25 protein-coding genes are annotated in these 24920 nt (G+C 42.2%); 19 read left to right on the forward strand and 6 right to left on the reverse strand.

Annotation, left to right across the window (positions count from 1 at the left end; genetic code table 11):
• The 9 genes from mutL (at position 1) to motX (ending at position 9455) form a co-directional block, all read left to right on the forward strand.
• Positions 1–2136 carry a DNA mismatch repair endonuclease MutL gene (gene mutL, locus PAND9192_RS16160; RefSeq protein ID WP_087854576.1) on the forward strand — a complete coding sequence of 712 codons (2136 nt, stop codon included), beginning with the start codon at positions 1–3 and terminating at the stop codon, positions 2134–2136.
• A 21-nt stretch (positions 2137–2157) separates the two neighbouring features.
• A complete protein-coding gene (gene miaA / locus PAND9192_RS16165) occupies positions 2158–3093 on the forward strand; it encodes a tRNA (adenosine(37)-N6)-dimethylallyltransferase MiaA (RefSeq protein WP_087821984.1) in 936 nt (311 codons plus the stop codon).
• Positions 3094–3180: 87 nt separating this feature from the next.
• Positions 3181–3447 (forward strand): RNA chaperone Hfq, encoded by a 267-nt coding sequence (hfq, locus tag PAND9192_RS16170; protein WP_060998687.1) that lies wholly within the window; start codon positions 3181–3183, stop codon positions 3445–3447.
• 28 nt (positions 3448–3475) lie between these two features.
• Entirely contained in the window at positions 3476–4765 is a 1290-nt protein-coding gene (gene hflX / locus PAND9192_RS16175) for a ribosome rescue GTPase HflX (protein ID WP_087854577.1), read from the forward strand.
• 53 nt (positions 4766–4818) lie between these two features.
• Complete coding sequence (hflK, locus tag PAND9192_RS16180) at positions 4819–5982, forward strand: FtsH protease activity modulator HflK (protein ID WP_060998689.1); 1164 nt, start codon at positions 4819–4821, stop codon at positions 5980–5982.
• A gap of 2 nt (positions 5983–5984) precedes the next feature.
• Positions 5985–6983, forward strand: coding sequence for a protease modulator HflC (gene hflC, locus PAND9192_RS16185; RefSeq protein WP_087854578.1), 999 nt, complete (start codon positions 5985–5987; stop codon positions 6981–6983).
• Between the two features lie 75 nt (positions 6984–7058).
• Positions 7059–7253 carry a DUF2065 domain-containing protein gene (locus PAND9192_RS16190; RefSeq protein WP_087854579.1) on the forward strand — a complete coding sequence of 65 codons (195 nt, stop codon included), beginning with the start codon at positions 7059–7061 and terminating at the stop codon, positions 7251–7253.
• A 121-nt stretch (positions 7254–7374) separates the two neighbouring features.
• On the forward strand, positions 7375–8691 hold the full coding sequence (locus PAND9192_RS16195) for an adenylosuccinate synthase (RefSeq protein WP_065167974.1): 1317 nt from the start codon (positions 7375–7377) through the stop codon (positions 8689–8691).
• 158 nt (positions 8692–8849) lie between these two features.
• Positions 8850–9455, forward strand: coding sequence for a flagellar protein MotX (motX, locus tag PAND9192_RS16200; protein WP_370738396.1), 606 nt, complete (start codon positions 8850–8852; stop codon positions 9453–9455).
• A 92-nt stretch (positions 9456–9547) separates the two neighbouring features.
• Here the strand turns inward: motX and hmpA are convergent, their stop codons facing one another.
• Positions 9548–10750, reverse strand: coding sequence for an NO-inducible flavohemoprotein (gene hmpA / locus PAND9192_RS16205; protein WP_087854581.1), 1203 nt, complete (start codon positions 10748–10750; stop codon positions 9548–9550).
• A gap of 104 nt (positions 10751–10854) precedes the next feature.
• Here hmpA and nsrR point away from each other — a divergent pair, with 104 nt between their 5' ends.
• The 7 genes from nsrR (at position 10855) to rplI (ending at position 16468) form a co-directional block, all read left to right on the forward strand.
• Positions 10855–11289: a nitric oxide-sensing transcriptional repressor NsrR gene (gene nsrR / locus PAND9192_RS16210; protein ID WP_036788819.1), complete on the forward strand. Its 435-nt coding sequence runs from the start codon at positions 10855–10857 to the stop codon at positions 11287–11289.
• A 134-nt stretch (positions 11290–11423) separates the two neighbouring features.
• Positions 11424–13988, forward strand: coding sequence for a ribonuclease R (gene rnr, locus PAND9192_RS16215; RefSeq protein ID WP_087854582.1), 2565 nt, complete (start codon positions 11424–11426; stop codon positions 13986–13988).
• 3 nt (positions 13989–13991) lie between these two features.
• Entirely contained in the window at positions 13992–14726 is a 735-nt protein-coding gene (rlmB, locus tag PAND9192_RS16220) for a 23S rRNA (guanosine(2251)-2'-O)-methyltransferase RlmB (RefSeq protein ID WP_060998696.1), read from the forward strand.
• Positions 14727–15035: 309 nt separating this feature from the next.
• Positions 15036–15422: a 30S ribosomal protein S6 gene (gene rpsF, locus PAND9192_RS16225; RefSeq protein ID WP_087854583.1), complete on the forward strand. Its 387-nt coding sequence runs from the start codon at positions 15036–15038 to the stop codon at positions 15420–15422.
• Positions 15423–15431: 9 nt separating this feature from the next.
• Positions 15432–15734 (forward strand): primosomal replication protein N, encoded by a 303-nt coding sequence (priB, locus tag PAND9192_RS16230; RefSeq protein ID WP_060998697.1) that lies wholly within the window; start codon positions 15432–15434, stop codon positions 15732–15734.
• Positions 15735–15749: 15 nt separating this feature from the next.
• Entirely contained in the window at positions 15750–15977 is a 228-nt protein-coding gene (gene rpsR, locus PAND9192_RS16235; RefSeq protein WP_005421136.1) for a 30S ribosomal protein S18, read from the forward strand.
• A gap of 38 nt (positions 15978–16015) precedes the next feature.
• On the forward strand, positions 16016–16468 hold the full coding sequence (rplI, locus tag PAND9192_RS16240) for a 50S ribosomal protein L9 (RefSeq protein ID WP_060998698.1): 453 nt from the start codon (positions 16016–16018) through the stop codon (positions 16466–16468).
• Positions 16469–16543: 75 nt separating this feature from the next.
• Here the strand turns inward: rplI and PAND9192_RS16245 are convergent, their stop codons facing one another.
• Positions 16544–17302, reverse strand: coding sequence for a DUF481 domain-containing protein (locus tag PAND9192_RS16245; RefSeq protein WP_087854584.1), 759 nt, complete (start codon positions 17300–17302; stop codon positions 16544–16546).
• A 230-nt stretch (positions 17303–17532) separates the two neighbouring features.
• On the opposite strand from PAND9192_RS16245, the gene PAND9192_RS16250 reads away from it, so the two are divergent.
• Together PAND9192_RS16250 and alr are read left to right on the forward strand one after the other, a co-directional pair.
• Complete coding sequence (locus tag PAND9192_RS16250) at positions 17533–18930, forward strand: replicative DNA helicase (RefSeq protein ID WP_036788807.1); 1398 nt, start codon at positions 17533–17535, stop codon at positions 18928–18930.
• A gap of 26 nt (positions 18931–18956) precedes the next feature.
• Positions 18957–20036 (forward strand): alanine racemase, encoded by a 1080-nt coding sequence (gene alr, locus PAND9192_RS16255; protein ID WP_087854585.1) that lies wholly within the window; start codon positions 18957–18959, stop codon positions 20034–20036.
• Positions 20037–20089: 53 nt separating this feature from the next.
• On the opposite strand, the gene PAND9192_RS16260 is transcribed toward alr, so the two are convergent.
• On the reverse strand, positions 20090–20509 hold the full coding sequence (locus PAND9192_RS16260; RefSeq protein WP_087854586.1) for a secondary thiamine-phosphate synthase enzyme YjbQ: 420 nt from the start codon (positions 20507–20509) through the stop codon (positions 20090–20092).
• A 257-nt stretch (positions 20510–20766) separates the two neighbouring features.
• Here PAND9192_RS16260 and pgi point away from each other — a divergent pair, with 257 nt between their 5' ends.
• Positions 20767–22419 carry a glucose-6-phosphate isomerase gene (gene pgi, locus PAND9192_RS16265; RefSeq protein WP_087854587.1) on the forward strand — a complete coding sequence of 551 codons (1653 nt, stop codon included), beginning with the start codon at positions 20767–20769 and terminating at the stop codon, positions 22417–22419.
• Between the two features lie 89 nt (positions 22420–22508).
• Here pgi and PAND9192_RS16270 read toward each other — a convergent pair whose 3' ends face one another.
• From PAND9192_RS16270 to hisS, 3 genes are all read right to left on the reverse strand, one after another.
• Positions 22509–22715: a cold-shock protein gene (locus PAND9192_RS16270; protein ID WP_060998703.1), complete on the reverse strand. Its 207-nt coding sequence runs from the start codon at positions 22713–22715 to the stop codon at positions 22509–22511.
• Positions 22716–22935: 220 nt separating this feature from the next.
• Positions 22936–23388, reverse strand: coding sequence for a zinc uptake transcriptional repressor Zur (zur, locus tag PAND9192_RS16275; RefSeq protein ID WP_060998704.1), 453 nt, complete (start codon positions 23386–23388; stop codon positions 22936–22938).
• 238 nt (positions 23389–23626) lie between these two features.
• Positions 23627–24898 (reverse strand): histidine--tRNA ligase, encoded by a 1272-nt coding sequence (gene hisS / locus PAND9192_RS16280; protein WP_087854588.1) that lies wholly within the window; start codon positions 24896–24898, stop codon positions 23627–23629.
• Positions 24899–24920: the final 22 nt, after the last annotated feature.

Below are 24920 nucleotides of genomic sequence, written 5' to 3' on the forward strand. Positions count from 1 at the left end.
ATGCCGATTCAGATTTTACCCGCTCGGCTGGCTAACCAGATTGCAGCGGGTGAAGTTGTTGAACGCCCAGCATCGGTAGTCAAAGAGCTTGTTGAAAATAGTATAGATGCCGGCGCTACTCGAATCGATATTGATATCGAAAAAGGTGGCAGCCGGCTGATTCGTATTCGTGATAATGGTAAAGGGATAGCTAAAGATGAACTTGGCTTAGCCCTGAGTCGTCATGCAACCTCCAAAATCGCCTCATTAGATGATCTTGAAGCCATAGTAAGCTTAGGATTTCGTGGTGAAGCGCTTGCCAGTATAAGTTCTGTATCGCGGTTAACCCTAACCTCTTGCACGGAAGGTCAAACGGAAGCATGGTCTGCATATGCGGAAGGTCGTGATATGGATGTGCAGTTAAAACCTGCTGCACACCCTATCGGTACCACCTTAGAAGTATTAGATTTATTTTTTAATACGCCTGCACGACGTAAGTTTTTACGTACTGAAAAAACAGAATTCACCCATATTGATGAATTGATTAAGCGTATCGCGCTGAGTCGATTTGATGTCGCTATTACCCTGCGCCATAACGGTAAGTTAGTGCGTCAATACCGTATTGCAGACAATCCACTACAACAGGAGCGGCGCTTAGCTGCAGCTTGTGGGCCTGCTTTTTTACAGCATGCATTAGTGGTTGAATTAGCCCATGGTGATTTGAAATTATCTGGCTGGATTTGTAGTCCGCAAGGGGCTCGTAGTCAAAATGATATTCAATATTGCTATGTGAACGGCCGCATGATGAAGGATAAATTGATCAATCATGCAATTCGTCAGGCTTATGAATCAAGCTTACGATCGGAACAATATGCTGCTTATGTGCTGTATATTGAGATCGATCCGCATCAAGTCGATGTTAATGTCCATCCAGCTAAGCATGAAGTACGTTTCCATCAAGCGCGATTAGTGCATGATTTTATTTATCAAGCATTACAAAGTGCACTTCAGCAAGGGGCGAGTAGCGATGATGCGCCTCAATATCAAACACCTATAAGATCAAGTGCGCATGCGCATACTGAAGTTACCACTGCAGCGATTGATCGTGTTTCTCATACTATTGCTGCGATGCCTGATTACCCGAATAAGGCTAACCCTGAAAGTTGGTTAACAGCTTCAGATTCTTCTATTACCACGTCGACAGCGACATCCTCTTTCGATATAGAATCTCAGACTAACATGACTAATAAAGAAACTTTATTAGTAAATTCAGTTAGTAAAGATGCTCAACAGAGCTATAGTCAAAAGAGTAGCCAAAAATTATCGCCGCAATCAACCACGAGAGAGCGTCAGCAAGGTGTAACATCAACAGCACCTGCTAATAGTACTTCTCGTCATTATGGTGAATCAGGCCCAACAGCAGCAGAGCTAAAGGCCTATCAACAACTGATTTCAACCAATGGTTCGGGATCAGTGCAATTGACACCAGTTACAGCATCATTAGATGTTAATACCACTCAGATAGCAGAACCTCGGCGAGAGTGGTCAAGCGAGACTCCGGCGCCGCCGACCAAGCGTATAAGCAGCAAAGATACAGGGTTAGGGAAACCGTTGGTTGTTGTTGATGAGCAGTTTTTATTGTTAAGTCAGCAGCCCGAAATGGTGTTATTACATTTAGCGGTTGCAGAGCATTTACGTTATGTTGGTCAATTACAGTTGGCTCAAACGGTAGGTTTAAAGCCGCAGCCATTGTTGATTCCATTATCGGTGCCAGTTGAGGCTGAACTGATTCAATGCGCTGAGCAACACGGGCAATTATTAAAGCAGTTAGGGATCCAGCTGAAATCGAAAGGACGTAATAGCATTATCATTTTGTCAGTTTGTATGCCATTAAGGCAGCAAAACTTACAACAGTTAATCCCAAATTTGTTAACCTATCTTCATTCTGTGAGCGATGATCCCGATGCTCAAGGATGGGATAATCTTTTATTCTGGCTCGCTAAACAATGCCATACGCCAGTAACAAGTTACACTTTGGCACAAGCGATTCAGTTAATTACCGAATTAGAGCAGCTATGGGGAGAACAGTTGATGACATTTAGAAGCCAACTTGTTCGTCCGGTAGATATGCAAGCAGCGATAGAAGCATTTAAGTAATCTATGACTAAGCCACAAGTTATGACGAAGCCACAACCACAAGCTATTTTTTTAATGGGCCCGACAGCGTCAGGCAAAACTGATTTAGCGATTCGTTTACGTGAACAGCTACCGGTTGAGTTGATAAGTGTCGACTCTGCCCTTATTTATAAGGGAATGGATATCGGCACTGCGAAACCAGATGCGCATGAATTGGCACTAGCACCACACCGTTTAATCGATATTCGTGATCCAGCGCAAAGTTATTCTGCTGCAGACTTTCGTTCGGATGCACTAAAAGAAATGGCTGATATAGTGGCAGCAGGGCGGATTCCTTTGTTGGTAGGTGGTACTATGTTGTACTACAAGGCATTATTGGAAGGTTTATCACCATTACCTGCGGCAGATAATGCTGTTCGTGCCGGAATCGAAAGTGATGCTGCTGCACGAGGTTGGCAAGCACTGCATGATGAATTGGTAGCCATTGATCCTGTTGCAGGTGCAAGGATCCATCCTAATGATCCGCAGCGATTATCTCGTGCATTAGAAGTTTTTCGTATCTCAGGTAAAACATTAACTGAGTTAACGAAAACTCAAGGTGAATCGTTACCTTATAAGGTTCATCAATTTGCAATTACGCCCACGGATAGGGCTGTACTGCATCGTCGAATTGAGCTTAGGTTCAAAAAAATGATTGAAGCAGGGTTTGAGCAGGAAGTAAGGGCATTATATGACCGTGGTGATCTTCACCTTGAGCTTCCTTCCATTCGCTGTGTCGGTTATCGACAGATGTGGGAATATTTGGACGGGAAACATGACATAGATGAAGCGGTTTTCCGTGGTATCTGTGCTACTCGTCAATTGGCAAAGCGTCAAATTACCTGGCTTCGTGGCTGGAATGATTTGACTTGGTTGGATAGTAGTGATGTTGATAGCGCGTTACAAACCGTCACAAACTCAGTTAGATGTGATGTTTAATTAACGTGTATACTCTGAACTGCTTTGCGTATTTTTAGTTTTTGTTCGTTGCTAAATACAACTACAAACAAATAAGGAAAAGAAATAATGGCTAAGGGGCAATCTCTGCAAGACCCGTTTTTGAATGCGCTGCGTCGTGAAAGAATCCCGGTCTCTATTTACCTGGTAAACGGTATCAAACTACAAGGACAAATTGAATCATTTGATCAATTTGTTATTTTACTTAAAAACACCGTCAACCAGATGGTTTATAAACATGCTATTTCTACTGTTGTACCTGCTCGTCCGGTGAATCATCACCATGCGAGTGATCGTCCAGCAGGAACCGATCGTCCAGAGAAAACAGAAGAGTAAGATTATTTTCAAATAAGGAGTTGATTACTTGTTTGACCGTTATGAAGCTGGTGAGCAGGCTATTCTTGTTCATATTAATTTCACTCAAGATGAGGAGTGGGAAGACCTTAGCGAATTTGAAATGCTAGTGTCTTCTGCTGGGGTTAATGCATTGCATGTTGTTACGGGGAGCCGTAAAACACCACTTCCAAAGTATTATGTGGGTGAAGGTAAAGCACAAGAAATCGCCGATGCTGTAAGAACTGTTGATGCAGATATAATTATTTTTAATCACGCATTGTCACCTGCACAAGAACGAAACTTAGAGCAGCTTTGTCAATGTCGAGTGATTGATCGTACTGGGTTAATTCTCGATATATTTGCTCAACGTGCACGTACCCATGAAGGTAAGTTGCAAGTTGAATTAGCACAATTACGACATATTTCAACCCGATTGATTCGTGGTTGGACTCACCTTGAGCGACAAAAAGGTGGTATTGGTCTTCGCGGGCCTGGTGAAACTCAGCTAGAAACCGATCGACGTTTATTACGAGAACGTATTAAAACAATCTTGCGCCGTTTAGATAAAGTCGCTAAACAGCGTGATCAAGGACGTCGAGCGCGTAATCGAGCAGAAATCCCAACGGTGTCATTAGTTGGGTATACCAATGCGGGTAAATCAACATTATTCAATCGTATTACCGATGCTGGGGTATATGCAGCTGATCAGCTGTTTGCTACCTTAGATCCAACATTGCGTAAGATTGAAGTTGCAGATGTCGGTGCAGCGATACTTGCAGATACTGTTGGTTTTATTCGACATTTACCCCACGATTTAGTGGCTGCATTTAAAGCAACATTAAAAGAAACGCAAGAAGCAGATCTATTGCTTCATGTGGTTGATGCAAGTGATGATCGTTTTCGCGAGAACATTGAAGCGGTAGAAACCGTACTTGATGAAATCGATGCTGGCGATGTTCCTGTTTTACTGGTTATGAATAAAATTGATAACTTAGATAATGCACAGCCACGAATTGAGCGTGACGAAGAGGGTTTACCTCAACGAGTTTGGGTATCAGCCATGGAAGGGCAAGGCATTGACTTGTTATTCCAAGCCTTAACAGAACGCCTTGCAGGCACAATGATAAAACACAGTTTGCGTTTGCCGCCTGAGATGATCGGACGCTTACGCAGTAAGTTTTATCAGTTAGGCTGCATTGTGCAAGAAGAATATGAATCAGATGGCTGTTTAATGATTGATATTCGCTTACCGATGGCAGAATGGTCGCGGTTACAAAAAAGAGAAAGTACTTCGTTAGATGACTACATCGTTGCTTAATGGATTGCTGAGTAATAAAAACTGTCGTCATATCACATTGATGGAGTTCTATAATGGCGTGGAATGAGCCTGGTAACAACGGCGGCCGTGATGATAAAGACCCTTGGGGTAATAAGAATCATGGTGGACGTGAACAAGGACCACCTGATCTGGATGAGGTTTTCTCAAAACTAAGTCGTAAGGTTGGTGGTGTGTTTGGTAATAAAAAAGGACCAACAGGCAGCGGTAGCGCTGTAGGTTTGGGTGCTGTTGCAGTTTTAGCTGTGGCTGTATGGGGATTTTCAGGCTTTTACACTGTAAGTGAAGCAGAACAAGGTGTTGTGCTACGCTTCGGTAAGTTTGATCAAATCGTCAAGCCTGGTTTGAATTGGAAGCCGACTTTTATTGATGAAGTCATCCCTGTTAACGTACAAGCAATTCGTTCGCTACGAGCTTCTGGCTTAATGCTAACCAAAGACGAAAATGTGTTGAAAGTTGAGATGGATGTTCAATACCGTGTTGATAATGCTGAAAAGTATCTCTTTAGTGTTACCAATGCCGATGATAGTTTGCGTCAAGCAACAGATTCTGCACTGCGTGCGGTTATCGGTGATTCAACCATGGATCAAGCGTTAACCACAGGCCGTCAGACTATTCGTGCGAATACTCAAGCCGCTATTGATAAAATTATCTCAAAATACGACATGGGTATCCGTGTTGTGGACGTTAACTTCCAAAGTGCACGTCCACCTGAAGCAGTTAAAGATGCTTTTGATGATGCTATTGCAGCACGAGAAGATGAAGAGCGTTATGTACGTGAAGCAGAAGCTTACAGTAATGACATTTTGCCAAAAGCAACCGGTCGTGCTGAGCGTCTGAAGAATGAAGCAGAAGGTTATTCACAACGTGTTATAAATGGCGCTTTAGGTGATGTAGCACAGTTTGATAAGTTGCTGCCACAATACGAAGTTGCTAAGAAAGTTACTCGTGAGCGTATGTACCTTGATACGATGGAACGTGTATACAGCAATACCAGCAAGGTGTTAATTGATACTAAGTCTGGTGGTAATAACGTGATGTATTTACCGCTAGAGAAATTAATGAATCAATCAAATAACCAAGCGAAAAAGCCAGTAGATTCTGGTCGATTAAGTGGTATTGAATTGGAAAAAGTGGAAACACCGACACCAGTCGCTCCAACACCACGCGCTGATACTGGCCGTCAAGGGAGATATTAATTATGCGTAAGTTAATCATCCCAGTAGTTGTGATTTTTATTGCACTATTATTGATGTCTATGTTTGTCGTCAAAGAAGGCGAGCGTGGTATCGTGGTGCGTTTCGGGCGTATTTTAAAAGATAACAATACCGAAGTTGCTCGTATTTATGAGCCAGGTTTACACTTTAAAGTACCAGTGTTTGACCGTGTACATGATCTTGATGCACGTATTCAGACCATGGACGACCAAGCTGACCGTTTCCTAACTGCTGAGAAAAAAGACGTTATTATTGATACTTACGTTAAGTGGCGTATCAAAGATTTCGGCAAATATTACTTAGCAACAGGTGGTGGTAATACATCAACAGCAGAATCATTGTTAAAGCGTAAAGTCGTTGATAGCTTACGTGCTGAAATCGGTGCGAAAGAAATCAAGCAGATCGTATCTGGAGAAGACAGCATTTCAACACCAGCAACAGCAGATATTGCACAAACTAAAGCGGCTAAAGCTGCTCTAGCAGTAATTGAAGGTGTGGTACCGGTGAAGAAAGTTGAAGGCCAACGTGATCAAATCATGGCTGATGTACTTGAAGAAACGCGCGAAAGTGCAAAAGATTTAGGTATTGAAGTGGTTGATTTCCGTATTAAGAAAATCAACTTACCAGATGAAATCAGTGAGTCTATCTATCGTCGTATGCGTGCTGAGCGTGAGTCAGTGGCGCGTAGCTACCGTTCTCAAGGCCGTCAACGTGCTGAAGAGCTTCGTGCTCGTTCAGAACTTGAAGTGGCAACAGTTTTAGCTGACGCAAAGCGTAAAGCACAAGTTGTACGCGGTGATGCAGATGCGAAAGCGGCTGAGATTTATGCAAAAGCATATAATCAAGACCCTGAGTTTTACAGCTTTTGGCGTTCTTTGAAGGCGTATGAAACGAGCTTTAATTCGAAAAATGACATTCTTGTTGTTGATCCGAATAACGAGTTCTTTAAATACATGAACCATTCAGAGCTATCAGCAAAGTAAGCTCGCTTTAATAACAGCGTAATCGTTATAATAAAGACAAGGCCTTCGCCTTGTCTTTTTTTTTGGATGAAATCTATGATGAATACAGTTTTGTTAGCTATTGGTTTAGTGTTAGTTGTTGAAGGCTTAGGACCATTATTAGCGCCTCAAGGATGGCGTAATATGGTTAGCCAATTAAGCCAGCAAAACGATAATGTTCTGCGTCGTATAGGGGGATGTCTGGTGGTTGCAGGTAGCGTTATTGCTTATATGATGTACGTGAGAATATAGAAAAACAGCCATAAATAACCGTTGAAAGTAAGCGCATAAGAAGCGCACTGAGCCAAAAATGACTGCAAGCCGACGGCTAAGGTGCTAGAATCCTTTTTTAACTACTGATAGATGAAGAAAGATGGCAAATAATGTAGTCGTTCTTGGCACCCAATGGGGTGACGAAGGTAAAGGTAAGATCGTTGACCTCCTGACCGAAGATGCAAAATATGTGGTTCGCTACCAAGGTGGACACAACGCCGGTCACACCCTAGTTATTGATGGTGAGAAAACAGTTCTTCACCTGATCCCATCAGGTATCCTACGTGACAATGTTAAATGCATCATCGGTAACGGTGTTGTACTTTCTCCTGATGCACTAATGAACGAGATGGGTCCACTAGAAGCACGTGGTATTCCTGTTCGTGAGCGTTTGTTCCTGTCAGAAGCTTGTCCACTAATTCTTCCTTACCATATTGCTCTTGACCAAGCACGCGAAGCGGCTCGTGGTAAAAAAGCAATTGGTACAACAGGTCGTGGTATCGGTCCTGCTTACGAAGATAAAGTTGCTCGTCGCGGTCTTCGTGTTGGCGACCTATTTGATAAAGAAGCATTTGCAGCAAAGCTTAAAGAAGTTATGGCTTACCACAATTTCCAGCTTGAGCATTACTACAATGCTGAGCCTGTAAGCTATGAAGAAGTATTAGCAAAAGTACTTTCACAAGCTGATCTACTTACCTCAATGGTAATCGACGTAACGACTGAACTTGATGATGCACGTTTACGTGGCGACAAGATCATGTTTGAAGGCGCACAAGGTACGTTGCTTGATATCGATCACGGTACTTACCCATACGTAACGTCTTCTAATACTACTGCTGGTGGTGTTGCTGCAGGTTCTGGTTTTGGTCCACGTCACTTAGGTTACATCCTAGGTATCGCGAAAGCATACTGTACTCGTGTTGGTGCAGGTCCTTTCCCTACCGAGCTATACGATGGTCTAGATAAGCAAGATCCAGTTGGTAAGCACCTAGGTACAGTTGGTAACGAGTTTGGCGCAACGACAGGTCGTCTACGCCGTACTGGTTGGTTCGATGCTGTTGCTATGCGTCGTGCAGTACAAATCAACTCTATCTCTGGTTTCTGTCTAACTAAACTAGATGTATTAGATGGTCTAGAAGAGCTAAAAATCTGTACTGGTTACAAAACTAAGTCTGGTGAGATCCTAAATGTTTCTCCTATGGCTGCTGATGCGTACGAAGATCTAGAGCTAATCTACGAAACAATGCCAGGTTGGAGCGAAACAACATTTGGTGCTAAGACACTGGATGCGCTACCACAAGCAGCTCTTGATTACATCGCTCGTATCGAGGAGTTAACTGGTGTGCCAATTGATATTATCTCTACAGGTCCTGACCGTAACGAGACAATCATCAAAGTTCACCCATACGGTGAATAATCGCTGATGCGAATTTGAAAAAAACCAGCTTTCGAGCTGGTTTTTTTATAACTCAACATTACCGTTATGCTGCTTTGTATTGAGTTAAAGTTTATTCTCAAATTGCCGATAGCTAATTATTCGACGTTTGAGGAATGCCAATGAAACCCTGGTTGATAATGTTTGCTACTTGGTTGGCAACACCTGTTCATGCGATTGCTATTATTGGAGAGGCTGTACCAGTTTATACCGAAGATCAGTTGAGTGCATGGTTTGCAACCAATCACCATCTACGCCAAGTCAAAGCCGATGATTGTCAGTTAGTGCAAGATATTCAAGCTCGAGCAGAACAAATAGAATCACCGACCTATCAATTTCTTTACGGTGATATGTTGGCGTGGGGCGTATGTGTGCCGAAAGATGTGGAACAAGGCGTATATTATATGCGTGCTGCCGCTCAGCAAGGTGTACCGGTTGCATTAGAGCAACTCGGCCGCTATTACGCTCAAGGTGTGATTTTGCAACAGGATAAAGAGCGTGCAATTCCGTATTTACGCGAAGCTGCTGCCCTCGGTAATATTCGTGCACGAATTCAATTAGCACAATTATTAATTGCTGATAATGGCAGCCCATTAGATTATGAAGATGCCTATCGATGGTTGTATCAAACCGTAACTACCAATAAAAGCCAACATCAACAAATTCGGCGTTTGCGACAGCAGTTAGAGCAAAAGATGCCAGCCAATATTATCGCGCGGGCTAAACGGCGTTCATCATTTTGGTAATAGTCGTTAGTGATGAAAATAAAAACAGCACCTTATTTAGGTGCTGTTTTTGATTAAAACGATATCATGGTGTGGCCAGTAATTAACAAATATTACAGCACTTTATGCGGCCCAAAACACTCATAATGAATACGATCGTTGGTTACACCTAGTTCAATTAACTGCTTGGCGATAAATTGCATAAAGCCAACCGGACCGCAGCAATAAAAATGCATGGTTGGGTCAGAAATCTGAGTGGCAATGTTATTGAGTTCAATTAAACCTTGATAGTTATAATCTTCTGCTGGACGATCAGTAGCAGTGGGGGTGTTATACCAGGTTAATGCCGTAATATGCTGGTGGTGGTTAGCAAGATTTTTAACATGATCTTTATACGCATGTTGGTGGCCATTTTCTGTTGCATGGAGCCAATTTACTGCTGCTTGATGCTGAGTTAGTGTTTCAAGCATTGCTAGCATTGGGGTTAAGCCCACCCCCGCTGAAATAAGTGTTACTGGTGTTTGTGGCTCAACATTCAAGAAAAAATCCCCAGCCGGAGCAACCAGTTTAACGTTATCGCCAATATTGATTTTATCGTGCAAATAGTTTGATACAAGACCTTGAGACTCACGCTTAACGGAGATACGGTAATTGGCATTATTAGGGGCAGCAGATAAGCTGTATTGGCGGATCTCTTGGTGATCTAATTCATCGGCAGTAATATAAATACCTAAATATTGGCCGGGCTTATAGTCAGCGACTTGGCCTCCATCTGCGGGGGTAAACGTAAAGCTGGTGATAGCATCACTATTTTGTTGTTTTTCCGTTACTACAAACTCTCGCATTCCACGCCAGCCACCGAGTTTATTATCGTTTTCTTGGTAGATTTCTTGTTCACGGTTAATAAAAATAGTTGCTAGCACGCCGTAAGCTTCAGCCCAAGCATCTAATACTTCTTGTCCTGGGGATAATAATTCATCAATAGTGGCTAATAGATGGCTACCCACGATCTGATATTGATCTGCCGAAATTAAAAAGCTGGTATGTTTTTGGGCTATTTTTTCAACGGCAGGCAATAATACTGCTAAATTATCAATATTATTAGCGTAAGCACAAACAGCATTAAACAGCGCTTGTTGTTGACTAGAAGGGGCGTCATTGTCTCTGTTTTGTTGGTTGCTCATGTTAAAAATATCTTTTAACTCAGGGTTGTGGTGAAACATACGCTGATAAAAGTGCTGGGTTACTGCAGGACCTGCAGCGGCAATGACGGGGGCGGTCGATTTTACGATATCAATGGTTTTTTGAGTGAGCATTACTTTCTCTTTATAAGTTGTATTTATAATATATGTTATAAGTTGTATCTGATCTGTATCTTTTAGTCAAGAACGAGATTAAAATAGCAACAGGAGGAGTGAATGTGCAGTTAACCAGTTTTACCGATTATGGCCTACGTGCCTTGATATATCTTGCAAGCTTGCCTGAGGGGGAGTTAACAAGTATCACAAAAGTAACCGATACCTATGCTGTGTCGCGTAACCATATGGTCAAAATTATTAATAAATTAGGCCAATTAGGTTATGTAGAAACCGTACGAGGGAAAAATGGTGGTATTCGCTTAGGAATGCCTGCGGGTAATATTGTATTGGGGCATGTGGTAAGGGCGATTGAACCGTTACAAATCGTCAATTGTGCGCCTGATTTTTGTAATATTACTCCTGCTTGTCAGCTAAAGGGAATCCTTGCTGATGCGCGTAATGCTTTTTTAAATGAGCTAGATAAGTACACATTACTGACTTTGGTTGATAATAATCCACCGTTACGTGTCTTATTGGGATTGCCTGCAGAACACTAAGGCTATTTGATGATAATAGTCTAGCATCACACTACTCCCTATTATTTAGTGGAATTGGTTTTTATTGCCAGTTCCCATCTGTTCACCTAAGAGCTGGGTATACTAAAGGTATGGCTGGCCAACAGGAACTGTTTATGTCTAAAGGTACTACCGATTTACCGGTTGATCCTTTTCGCGAACGCGAAGCTTCTAATTACGAAAATCCCATTCCAAGCCGTGAATTACTGTTAGAAGTGATCCGTGGTTTTAGCGCACCAGTTAGTCGCGACCAGTTATTTACTGCGTTAAAACTTGAAGGTGATGATCAATATGAAGGCTTGCGTCGTCGCCTACGTGCGATGGAGCGTGATGGTCAATTAATTTTCACCCGTCGTCAGTGCTATGCATTGCCTGAGCGATTAGATCTTATTAAAGGTTACGTTATTGGCCACCGTGATGGTTTTGGCTTTTTACGTCCTGAAGGTACATTCAGTAAAGACACTGATTTATTGTTACCTGCCCATCAAATGCGGAGTGTGATCCATGGTGATTACATTTTAGCGCAAGCAGATGGCGAAGATAAACGCGGCCGCCGTGAAGGCCGTGTGGTGCGCGTATTAGCTGAATCAACCACTCAAATTGTGGGTCGTTTCTTCCTTGAAGATGGCATGGGCTATGTGGTACCTGATGATTCTCGCATTGCGCAAGATATCATTATTCCACAAGACGTGCGTCAAGGTGCCCGTATGGGTAATGTGGTGGTGGTTGAGATCAATCAGCGTGCCACTCGACAGCATAATGCCGTGGGTCGTATTGTTGAAGTACTGGGTGAGAATATGGCGCCGGGTATGGAAATTGAAATTGCCCTGCGCACTCATGATATTCCTCATGTGTGGCCATCTGAAGTTGATAACCAAGTTAAGCATCTGACTGAAGAAGTACCAGAAGAAGCTAAGCTGGGCCGAGTCGATTTACGTCAATTGCCGTTAGTAACTATCGATGGTGAAGATGCACGTGACTTTGATGATGCGGTACATTGTCAGCGTAACCCTGATGGTGGCTGGCGTTTATGGGTCGCGATTGCTGACGTTAGTTACTATGTGCGTCCAAAATCAGCATTAGATAATGAAGCGCTAAAGCGAGGTAACTCAGTTTACTTCCCTGCTCAAGTGATCCCGATGCTGCCAGAAGTGCTGTCAAATGGCCTTTGCTCACTCAATCCACAAGTCGATCGCTTGTGTATGGTGTGTGAGATGACAGTCTCTGAAGGCGGTAAGCTGACAGGCTACAAGCATTACGAAGCGGTGATGAATTCACATGCGCGCTTAACTTACACCAAAGTAAGTAACATGCTTGAAGGTGACGAAGAGTTGCGTCAACGTTACGCACCTTTAGTACCGCACCTTGAAGAACTTTACAGCATGTTTAAAGCACTAAAAGTAGCTCGTGAAGCTCGTGGTGCGATTGAATTTGAAACAGTTGAAACTAAGTTTGTCTTCAATGCTGATCGTAAGATCGAGAACATCGTACCGTTAGTGCGTAATGAAGCCCATAAAATCATCGAAGAATGTATGATTTTAGCCAATATCGCGTCAGCACAATTTGTTGAAAGTGCCAAAGAGCCAGCGTTATACCGTGTTCACGACACCCCGGGTGAAGAGCGTCTACAAGGTTTCCGTGATTTCTTAGGCGAGCTAAGTTTAGAACTTGGTGGTGGTTTAGAGCCAAGTCCGAAAGATTACGCTGCATTAGCGAATATCATTCAAGATCGTAATGATCGTGAATTAATTCAAACCATGCTACTGCGCTCAATGAAACAAGCGATCTATCAAGCAGATAATATTGGTCACTTTGGTTTAGCCCTAAGCCAATATGCGCACTTTACGTCGCCAATTCGTCGTTACCCAGACTTAACTTTGCACCGTGCGATTAAATTCTTAATTGCTAAGCAAGCAGGCAATACTAAGAACGATACGCCTACTGGTGGTCATCATTATTCATTTGATGAAATTGATGCTATTGGCGAGCAGTGTTCAACCACTGAACGTCGCGCAGATGATGCTACTCGTGATGTATCTGATTGGCTTAAGTGTGAGTACATGCAGGATCACCTTGGCGATGAGTTTGAAGGTGTGATTGCTAACGTTACTGGTTTTGGTTTCTTTGTTCGCCTTAATGAATTAAACATTGATGGTTTAGTGCATATTTCAAACCTTGCTAACGATTACTACCAATTTGATCCTGTGGGTCAACGTTTGGTGGGTGAGAGCTCAGGTGTGATTTATCGTTTAGGCGATACTGTTCATGTCAAAGTGGCGGCGATTAACCTTAATGATCGTCAATTAGATTTTGATATTGTTGGTGCTGAGCGTAAGCAGCGCGGTGCAGGTAAAACTGCCAAAGGGCGTGAGAAAAAGCAACGCATGCGTAAAGCTGAAGGCCTTAAACGTCAGGGAATGCCAGCGTTTAAAGTTGAAAATGGCGAAGCGGTCGCTGATGAATCGCGTTCTAAAAATAAACGTGAGCGTTCTTCAGTACGTAAAAAGTTAAAAGAAGGCGCGATTCCAGCTGCTGACGCGAAAAAGAAAAAGCCAAGAAATAAAAAACCACGCAAGTTATCGGATGAAAAGCCGCTGACTGATCCTAAAAAGAAACCCAAAGTTCGCAAGAAGAAAAAGCAACGTGTGGGTAAATCTGAACGTGCAGCAAAGAAGAGTTAATTGATGAGTAATGATATGATTTTTGGCATCCATGCCGTTAAAGCCGTGCTTGCATCTGATCCTGTGCGTTTTATTGAAGTATTCGTACTCAAAGGACGTGAAGATGAGCGTTTATTGCCGCTAATTACTGAGTTGCAAGACTTAGGTATCACGATTCAAGAAGCGGGCCGTAAAGCATTAGATGACAAAGTTGATGGCGCCTCTCATCAAGGCATTATTGCGCGTGTACGTCCAGGTAAGCAATATAACGAAAATAATCTTGATGACCTATTAGCAACCAAAGAAAATCCGTTACTACTGATTTTAGATGGTGTGACTGATCCACATAATTTAGGTGCATGTCTACGTAACGCAGATGCTGCTGGCGCTGTGGCCGTGATTGTACCCAAAGATCGATCGGCACAACTTAATGCGACCGCAAGTAAAGTAGCCTGTGGCGCGGCTGAAATTATGCCATTAGTGCGTGTAACCAATCTTGCTCGTACCATGCGTGCGCTACAAGATAAAGGTGTATGGATTGTTGGTACTGCAGGCGAAGCAACCCATGATATTTATCACAGCAAACTAACAGGGCCATTGGCGATTGTGATGGGTGCTGAAGGTGAAGGTATGCGTCGTTTAACCCGTGAAACCTGTGATGATTTGATTAAGATCCCAATGGCGGGCTCAGTATCAAGTTTGAACGTATCTGTTGCTACTGGCATTTGTTTGTTTGAAGCGGTACGTCAACGCGGTTAATGCGTGATTAAGCATAAATAACTGCATAATTATTTAAACCCGTTCAGTCAATACTGCGCGGGTTTTTTATTATTAAGCCGTATAAAAAATCACCATCAAGAAAAGCTGTTATCACCCTAAAGGCAAGATTGACTGAGACAAGGGTACATTTGATTGAAATGAGGCTAGTGATGATAAAATAAGCTTGCCTAGATTGATCATTCTCTGTACTATCCGTCATCCAAATTCTCGGTTCTTTTTTTTAGTTCCTTGCTTCCCCAGGATAACCGAGCCGACAAGGGAAGCTGAATAATCCGTAAGGAGCAACCTATGCGTCATTACGAAATCGTATTCATGGTGCACCCTGATCAAAGCGAGCAAGTTGCTGGCATGATCGAGCGTTACACTGCTGCTATCAAAGATTCTGGTGGTCAAATTCACCGTCTAGAAGATTGGGGCCGCCGTCAAATGGCTTACCCAATTAACAAGCTGCACAAAGCACATTACGTTCTTATGAACGTAGAAGCTGAGCAGACTGTTGTTGACGAGCTTGAGTCAAACTTCCGCTTCAACGACGCAGTGATCCGTAACATGATCATGCGTACTAAAAACGCTGTTACTGAGCCATCTCCAATGATGAAGGCTAAAGAAGAGCGTTTCACTAAGCGTGAAGATCGTGCTGAAGCACAATCTGAAGGCGAAGCAGCTGCTGAGTAATTTGTTTAAATGACTAATCGTCTGGTGTTGACTGGTACTATTGCCAAACATCCCAAGCGAAGCCAATCTCCGGCAGGCATTCCTCATTGTCACTTTGTGCTTGAGCATCGTTCTGTGCAGCGGGAAGCTGACTTACCACGCCAAATATATTGTTATATTAACGTGGTAATCAGTGGTAAAGGTCAACAAATACTCACTCAAGATTTAGTTGTCGGAAGCAATATTAAGGTGGAGGGATTTATCTCTTACCAAACCGGCCGTAATGGTATCGGGAAATTAGTTTTGCATGCCGATCATATTGACTTAATTTAGATCAGGAGATAGCCCATGGCTCGTTTCTTCCGTCGTCGTAAATTCTGCCGTTTTACAGCAGAAGGCGTACAAGAGATTGACTACAAAGACGTAGCAACTCTAAAAAACTACATCACTGAAGCTGGTAAGATTGTACCTAGCCGTATCACTGGTACTCGCGCTAAATACCAGCGTCAGCTAGCTCGCGCTATCAAGCGTTCTCGTTACCTAGCACTTCTACCGTACACAGATAAGCATCTGTAAGCGGCAGTCGTTTTTAGAACTTAATAGAGGACAAGATAATGCAAGTTATTCTACTTGATAAAATCGCTAACCTAGGTGGCCTTGGCGACCAGGTTAACGTTAAAGCGGGCTACGCTCGTAACTTCCTTATCCCACAAGCTAAGGCAGTTATGGCGACTAAAGCGAACGTTGAAATGTTCGACGCACGTCGTGCAGAGCTAGAAGCTAAAGTTGCTGAGCAACACGCTGCTGCTGTAGCACGTGCTGAAGCACTAAACACGCTTGAAGGTGTTGTTATTGCATCTAAAGCTGGTGACGAAGGTAAACTATTCGGCTCAATCGGTACTCGTGACATCGCTGAAGCAGTTGCTGCTGCAGGCGTTGCACTTGTTAAGAGTGAAGTACGTCTACCTGAAGGTGCACTACGTACGACTGGCGAATTTGAAGTTAGCGTTCAGCTAAGCTCAGACGTATTCGCAACTGTTAAACTAAACGTTGTTGCTGCAGAGTAATCGCTTTTAGCTTTAATAGTAAAAAACCAGCCTTCGGGCTGGTTTTTTTATGTCTGTAATTTGGGATATTGGTAACTAAAGCGTATAAATTATTGATATCGTGGTGGTTGAATCAGAGTTTTTCATGGTTTCAGGCACCCAAGAATAATAGGTCTGGGTATAACCAATATTTAAAGCGATATTATCGGTAATGGCATTAGTCGCATTTAATGAGCTTTCTATGGTGGTGTTACTTTTACCTGATACCATATTTACTTTAGCACTTAATGTCAGTGTTTTAAGTGGCTTCCATTGTATATCGACCGTACTTTGCAATACTGCCTCATTGACGACCTCTTGTTTAACAATACTGTCACTCTTTATCTCATCAAGATTGGGGTCTTGATGGCGAAAACCTGGACCAATATCGACTAAGGTTTGAAAGGTCTCATAGCTAAAGAGACGGTAACCGATACCGGTTGATACCAGTGAATCCACATAATAGGGCCCATAGCGGTCATCAATATAGCTACCATTGCCATACCAGTAATACCCATCACGGATCATACGTTTTGCTTTTAAACTTGCTGATAATTTGCGCTTATCTTCCTCGCCATTTTTTTTTGCCATAATATATTTGGCATCGGCAGTGGTTTGATAACGACCTTTGGTATAGGTGAGCGCAATATTACCATTCATGGTCTGAGAGTTAGAATTACCCGATAGCGATTGATAACCTAAGCCGATACTACTGGTCAGTGGTGAGGGTTCATTTGACGCTTCAGTTGTTGGTTCTTCACTGGCATTGGCTGCGGTAGTGGCAAGCAACAGCAATGTGAGTATATATCTTGCCAAAAGTCCTCCGCTGGCAGCTGGTGTAATAATAAAAATATTAAGCGCAGTATTCTAACGTAAATTTGTCAGCTTTTGGTTAGGAATGCTGGTCATACTTTTGGTTAAATTAAAAAGGAGGATAATTGTTAGCGTTGCAAGTGCGCAATCATCATGGTTTATAGCTACGCAGGAGCAGGGGATAGGTTATACTATCGAGCTCCGTTCTTGGTTTTGGTAAATGCACAATTGCTATGACAGATAATCGTAAATCGAAACAATTAAAAGATAATCAAATGGACGCCATTAAGATGCCACCGCATTCGCTTGAGGCTGAACAATCAGTACTTGGCGGTTTAATGCTGGATAATGAGCGTTGGGATACTGTTGCTGAGAAAGTGGTTGCAAAAGACTTTTACAGCCGTCCTCATCGGATTATTTTTGAGGCAACCGCAGCCTTATTGGAAGGTGGACAGCCACTTGATTTGATCACGCTGTCTGAACATCTTGAGCGATCTGATAAATTAGATGATGTCGGCGGGTTTGCTTACCTTGCCGAGTTAGCTAAAAATACGCCGTCGGCAGCCAATATTTTAGCGTATGCTGATATTGTAAGAGAACGCGCGCTGATCCGTGACATGATAGGCGTCGCCAATGAAATTGCCGATGCTGGTTATGATCCACAAGGGCGCACCAGTGAAGACTTACTGGATATGGCTGAAAGTAAAGTTTTTGCCATCGCCGAGCAACGCACTAACGATAAAGAAGGCCCGCAAAACGTTGATACTATTTTAGAGCGGACACTTGAGCGGATTGAGTTGTTGTATCAATCGCCGCAAGATGGTGTAACGGGGGTATCAACAGGTTTTACTGATCTCAACAAAAAAACCGCGGGTTTACAGGGCTCAGATCTAATTATTGTTGCGGCACGTCCATCGATGGGTAAAACCACTTTTGCGATGAACTTGTGTGAAAACGCTGCCATGGATCAAGAAAAACCGGTTTTAATTTTCTCGTTAGAAATGCCTGCAGAACAAATCATGATGCGTATGTTGGCATCATTATCGCGTGTCGATCAAACCAAGATCCGTACCGGGCAATTAGACGATGAAGATTGGGCTCGAATATCATCAACAATGGGTATTCTGATGCAAAAAAAGAATATGTTCATTGATGATAGTTCAGGTTTAACACCGACCGAAGTACGTTCACGTGCACGCCGTATTGCGCGTGATAATGGCGGTTTGAGCATGATCATGATTGACTACCTTCAGTTGATGCGTGTCCCTGGCTTACAAGAAAACCGTACCCTTGAGATCGCTGAAATCTCACGCTCGCTAAAAGCATTAGCAAAAGAATTAAATGTGCCCGTTGTTGCTCTGTCTCAGCTTAACCGTTCATTGGAGCAACGAGCAGATAAACGTCCTGTTAACTCTGATTTGCGTGAATCTGGCGCCATCGAGCAGGATGCTGACTTAATCATGTTTATATACCGTGATGAGGTTTATCACGAAGATAGTGCCCTTAAAGGGATCGCTGAAATTATCTTAGGTAAGCAACGTAATGGTCCAATTGGTACTGTACGTTTAACCTTCCAAGGCCAGTTTTCACGTTTTGATAACTATGCTGGCCCAGCCTTTGATGAAGAGTAAGCCTTAAAAATTATTTAGGATATTGGATGAAAGCTGCAACTGCACATATTGATACCCAAGCTTTGGCACATAACCTGAGTCAAATCCGCCTGCAGGCACCAAACAGTAAAATTCTGGCGGTTGTTAAAGCCAATGCATATGGGCATGGGTTGTTAGATGTGGCGAAAAGCCTTACCAATGTTGATGCCTATGGTGTAGCACGAATAGAAGAAGCATTAACGCTGCGTGCTGGTGGAGTAGTAAAACCGATTTTATTACTAGAAGGTTTTTACGCATCAACCGATTTACCGGTATTGGTTACTAATAATATTCATACCGTAGTGCATTCGATTGAACAACTTGAAGCACTTGAACAAGCTGACTTAGATGGTCCGGTACGAGTGTGGGTGAAAATTGATACAGGGATGCATCGTTTAGGGTTACGTCCAGAGCAAGTACCTCAATTTATGCAGCGTTTAAATGACTGTAATAATGTTGCTAAGCCATTACGCTTTATTAGCCACTTTGGGAATGCAGATGACTTAGGTAGTGATATTACCGTTAAGCAAATCGAGTGTTTTTCAACGTTAACTAAGCCTTATGAAGGGGAGCGTTCACTAGCAGCTTCCGCTGGTGTTTTAGCATGGCCTGATAGTCATTTTGAGTGGATTCGACCTGGCATTATTATGTATGGTGTATCGCCATTTGATCAATTAGACCGCATGGCATCGAGTTATAACTTACAACCTGTGATGACGTTAACTTCTAGTTTAATTGCAGTACGCGAAGTCAAAAAAGGTGAGCAAGTCGGTTACGGTGGTATTTGGACCAGTGAGCGGGACACTAAAGTAGGCGTTATTGCAATTGGCTATGGTGATGGTTACCCACGTTGTGCACCTAATGGAACACCGGTGATGATAAACGGCCGTATTGTACCAACTGCAGGTCGCGTTTCGATGGATATGTTAACGGTTGATCTTGGACCTGATGCGACAGATAAAGTTGGTGATGAAGCCACATTATGGGGTAAAGGTTTACCCGCTGAAGTGGTCGCACAATATACAGGCGTAATCGCTTATGAATTAATGACCAAGTTAACACCTCGCGTCGCGATGACCTATTCATAATCCAAGTTATAATAACAGCCGCGGCATTGTGAATTGTCCGCGGCTTTTAGTTGTTATTCACCTTGAATGGTAATAACAATGCGTCGTGAACCGCCGTGATCTCGGTGTTCACCTAAGTAAATTCCTTGCCACATACCTAATGCAAGTTGACCATCCGTAATAGGAATACTAATACTATTACCAAGTAATGACGTTTTAATATGGGCTGGCATGTCATCATCACCTTCATAGGTATGTTGATAAAAAGCCGCTCGCTCAGGAACACTGTGATTAAAATGTGCTTCCATATCATCACGAACGGTTGGATCTGCATTTTCATTAATGGTTAAGCTGGCTGATGTATGTTGAATAAAGCAATGTACCATTCCAACCTTTAATGATTGAATTATTGTTAAATTTTGCTCTATCTCGACGGTTATTAGATGAAACCCTCGCGCTCTCGGAGTAAGATGAATCGTCTTTTGATACCACATAGCTATTTACCTATCGGTGAAACCTTTTAGTTTAATTAGTGATTACCATTATCATCTTATTGATAAATACAGGTATGATGCTGTCATATTTTCGTGATTTGACGCAATGACGATAATGTTATTTTAAAGTCATAATTAGTTGTAACAGATAGCATTATTATTAGATACCTAGCATGCTAGGTGACAGGCATAGATCAAGGATCTTTCGAAGGTGATATGATTCGAGGGATGAACATAACAACATCGGGAACATTATTATGTTAAAGAACATTAATCCAACACAAACCACAGCATGGCAAGCTCTGACTGAACATTTTGAACAAGCTCAAGATTTTGAATTAAGTGATTTATTTGCTAATGATAGCGAGCGTTTTGCCAAGTTTTCTGCTCAGTTTGGTTCTGATATTTTATTGGATTACTCAAAGAACCTGATCACGGAAGAAACTTTGACTAAGTTGTTTGCACTAGCGAAAGAGACCGAGTTAGAGGCCGCTATTGCAGATATGTTCAACGGCGTGAAAATTAACCGAACTGAAGATCGTGCTGTGCTTCATGTTGCGCTACGTAATCGCAGTAACACGCCAATCATTGTTGATGGTGAAGATGTTATGCCGGCGGTTAATGCCGTATTAGCTAAAATGGAAAGCTTCACTAACCGCATCGTAAGCGGTGAGTGGAAAGGTTATACCGGCAAAGAAATTACTGATGTCGTTAACATCGGTATTGGTGGTTCAGATCTTGGTCCGTACATGGTTTCTGAAGCGCTATCAGCGTACAAAACTCGTCTAAACATGCACTTTGTTTCTAACGTCGATGCAACCCATATTGTTGAGACGTTAAAAGACTTAAATCCTGAAACAACATTATTCTTAATTGCATCAAAAACATTTACAACTCAAGAAACCATGACCAATGCGTTATCTGCACGTGATTGGTTCTTAGCAATGGCTGAAGATAAAGTTCACGTGGCTAAGCACTTTGCTGCGCTTTCTACGAATGCCGAGTCAGTGGCTGAGTTTGGTATCGATACTGATAACATGTTTGAGTTTTGGGATTGGGTAGGTGGTCGTTACTCACTATGGTCTGCGATCGGTCTTTCAATTAGCTTAGCGGTTGGTTTTGATAACTTTGTTAAGTTACTTGAAGGTGGCCATGCAATGGATAACCACTTTGTTCAAGCACCACTAGAGCAAAAATTACCAGTGATTTTGGCGTTAATTGGTATTTGGTACAATAATTTCCACGGTGCTGAAACAGAAGCTATTCTTCCTTACGACCAATATATGCATCGTTTCCCTGCTTATTTCCAGCAAGGTAACATGGAGTCTAATGGCAAGTATGTTGATCGTGGCGGCAAGCCAGTAGATTACCAAACGGGCCCTATCATTTGGGGTGAACCTGGTACCAATGGTCAACACGCGTTCTATCAGCTTATTCACCAAGGTACTAAATTAATTCCATGTGACTTTATTGCACCGGCAATTAGCCACAATCCATTAGGTGATCACCATCCTAAATTAATGGCTAACTTCTTTGCTCAAACAGAAGCATTAGCATTTGGTAAGAGTCGTGAGACAGTAGAAGCTGAATTTGTTGCTGCAGGTAAGTCACAGCAAGAAATTGATGAGTTAGCTGAATTTAAAGTGTTTGAAGGTAACCGTCCAACGAACTCGATTCTGCTTAAAGAAATTACACCATATACATTAGGCGCACTGATTGCGTTATATGAGCACAAAATCTTTACTCAAGGTGTTATTTGGAACATCTTTACTTTTGATCAGTGGGGTGTAGAACTTGGTAAGCAGCTGGCAAATCAAATTTTACCTGAGCTAAATAGCAACGAAGGTGTTGTGAGCCACGATAGCTCAACCAATGGTTTGATCAATGCATTTAAACAATGGCGTGCATAATGCCTATTATTGGTTAAAGAGTTAGCCGATAAAATAAAACGCCGCAATCATAATGATAGCGGCGTTTTTTATTTTTTGCTGTTTGTCAGTTATAGCGTAACAACATCGCTAGCTTGGGGGCCTTTCTGACCATCAGTTACGATAAACTCAACACTTTGGCCTTCACGCAATGTTTTACGTCCTTGTGCCTGAATAGCACTGAAGTGAACAAACACATCTTTACCATCGGCTGCAGAAATAAAACCAAAGCCTTTATCATCGTTGAACCACTTTACGGTTCCAGTCAGTTTACTCATGTACGTCTTTCCTTTATAGACTAATAGTAGTAGTCACAGCTGATAGGTAACTAGATGCTTATGACTGGCTCAGTCTAGATCGAATTTATAACAATGAGTAGTTTTTTATTATGCTTTTATGTTTGAGCTAACGTTAATTAATATTGTGTTGAATATCATTACGATAGTTTGTGAGTGGCGAAATAGTGCTATCAGTGTTTTTGATAGCACTAACATTGGATTAGTCGTGGTTTGCTTGCTGGCATTTATGACAAATACCATGGCTTTCAATTACGTGATGCTTGCTCGTAAAACCATATTGCTCTGATTTTATACGTAACAGCTTTGCTAGTTCATCATCGTGGGTTTCTTCAACAAATCCACATTTATCACAAATTAATAATTGTGAGCAATGCTCTGCATGACCGAGTACACAACAAGCAATATAGCTGTTGGTTGACTCGACTTTATGCACAAACCCTTGTGCTAATAGAAAATCTAACGCGCGATAAACTGTTGGTGGCTTAGCTTGGGGTTCTGATGCTTTAAGTAAATCAAGTAATTCATAAGCGCTAATAGAACTATGATGATTAATGATCAGTGCCAGTACTTTTAATCGCTGGGGTGTCATTCTTACCCCGCGTTGATCACAGAGCAGTTGTGCTTTGGCTAGCAGTTGAGTTTGAACCGTCATAGAGCCTCAAAAAAACGTCATTATGTTGTTATTTTATCACAGCTATTTGAAAACATACTCACACTTAGTATGCAATAGCAATGATGAAAGAGATTACGTGTTAATGATCACGTTATCATCAATGATGATCGTTATAGTGGCTTATAAAAGATACTTACAATGGCTATGTCGCGGGCGCTGGATAGCGGTAGTGAAAGTGTACAGTCACCCTAAGGTAACCGCACACTGATTAAGAGGATTATTTTAATTGCTGAAGGTGCTCACTAATAGCAACCATGACATTGTTAATATTAACCGTCTGAGATTGATTAGTTTTTGGATACCATAGTCCAACCTCATCATTGTCATTAAGAGTGATGATCAGCTTGGAACCAGCCTTTAATGCTCGATTGTGTTGACGCTTTATTTTGCTATGACTGAGATCTGTTAGAACTTGTAGTTTTGGCAATTGATGACGAATATTATAGGCAACCAGCAATGCATTGGCATTTTGGTGGTCTGACTCGGTGGTAATGGTGATATCAGGATCATTATTTATCCCTTTATCAAGTCCTAGCGTCTCGACTAATAATAGTAGTCGTTCAATTCCGATAGCAAACCCTGAACCAGGTAAGGCATTTTTACTAAATAGTTCAATTAGCCCATCATAACGACCGCCACCACAAACAGTAGCTTGTGAGCCAAGCTTATCGGTTATCCACTCAAATACTGTTTTTGAATAGTAATCAAGGCCACGGACTAAACGTGGATTGATGGTATATTTGATATTCGCTTGATCAAGTAAGTATTGCAGTTTATTGAAATGAGCCAGAGAGTCTTGACCGATAAAATCAATCAGCTGCGGTGCTGCATTGATCATGTCCTGCATGTCGGGGTTTTTACTGTCTAAAATGCGTAAGGGATTAGTGGTGAGACGATTAAGACTATCTTGATCTAACAAGGCTAGATGTTGCTCAAAATAAGTGATCAGGTGTTGGCGGTGAATATGACGTTCTGCGGTAGTTCCCAGTGAATTAATTTCAAGGGCAATGTGTTGCTCAACGCCTAATGCTTTGAAAATATCGTAGGACATGCAAATTAATTCAGCATCAATATCGGCACCTGCCATGCCAAAGGTTTCGACACCAAATTGAGTAAATTGGCGTAGGCGTCCTTTTTGTGGCCTTTCATAGCGGAACATTGGACCTTGATACCATAACCGCTGAGTGTTGTTATAACACATATTATGCTCAATGACGGCGCGAGCACAGCTGCTGGTACCTTCTGGGCGCAGAGTGATATGTTCGCCACTTTTATCAACAAAATTATACATTTCTTTTGATACAATGTCGGTTGATTCACCGACAGCGCGCTCAAACAAAGCCAGAGGCTCAATAATTGGTAGCCGAATTTGTTGGTAACCATAGCTATGAGTTACTTGTTTGATGATCGATTCAAGCCATAACCAAATCGGAGTTTGTTCTGGCAAAATATCAGAAACACCACGGATTGATTGAATGTTTTTTTTCATAGGAAAACCTATTTATTTAGCA

Source organism: Photobacterium andalusiense (genome assembly GCF_900185625.1).
Lineage (GTDB): Bacteria > Pseudomonadota > Gammaproteobacteria > Enterobacterales > Vibrionaceae > Photobacterium > Photobacterium aquimaris.